This is a genomic window from Streptomyces sp. AC627_RSS907 (assembly GCF_019049165.1).
This window is the reverse complement of the sequence record NZ_JAGMUE010000902.1, coordinates 1-548: the sequence shown is the minus strand read 5'-3', so window position 1 is coordinate 548 and position 548 is coordinate 1. Positions and strand designations below refer to the sequence as shown.

The 548-nt window shown below is 74.3% G+C and carries 1 protein-coding gene; it reads left to right on the top strand.

The window, feature by feature from the left end; translation table 11 throughout:
* Positions 1-9 precede the first annotated feature (9 nt).
* A partial coding sequence (locus KUM32_RS39365) for a ComEC/Rec2 family competence protein (protein WP_374227608.1) occupies positions 10-548 on the top strand: 539 nt, incomplete at its 3' end.

Here is a 548-nt window from a genome sequence, read left to right as displayed (position 1 = left end):
GCCCAGCGCGTGGTGCGGACGCGTACGCCGGTGCTGCTGATCGTCGACCTGCGTGGCATGGCCGAGGCGGGTGAGGCACCGGCGTATGGCGAAGCCGAGGCGACGCTCGGCGGGCGTTCGCGCCAGGGCGGTTCCCGCGGCCCCGATGAGCCATTCGCGACGGTGGACGCGCGGTGGCGGGGCCTCCTGCCCTCGACACGGCTGCGGGTGCGCGCACGAGTGGTGCCACCGACCCGTGACGGTGATCGCGTTGCCGCTGTGCTGCGCACCGACGACGAGCGCCCACCCATGGTGCTCGCCGGGCCGAGCGACCTCCAGCGCACGGCGGGGCGGCTGCGCGCCGGTCTCCGGGCCGCCTCCGACGGGCTGAGTGCCGACGCGAGAGCGCTGCTGCCGGGCCTCGTCGTAGGCGATACCTCGCGGGTGCCACCCGACCTCGACGAGGCGTTCCGAGCCACCGATATGACGCACCTGCTGGCCGTTTCCGGAAGCAACCTGTCGATCGTGCTGGCGCTGCTCGTCGGACCGCCACACCTGGCGGCGAGGGC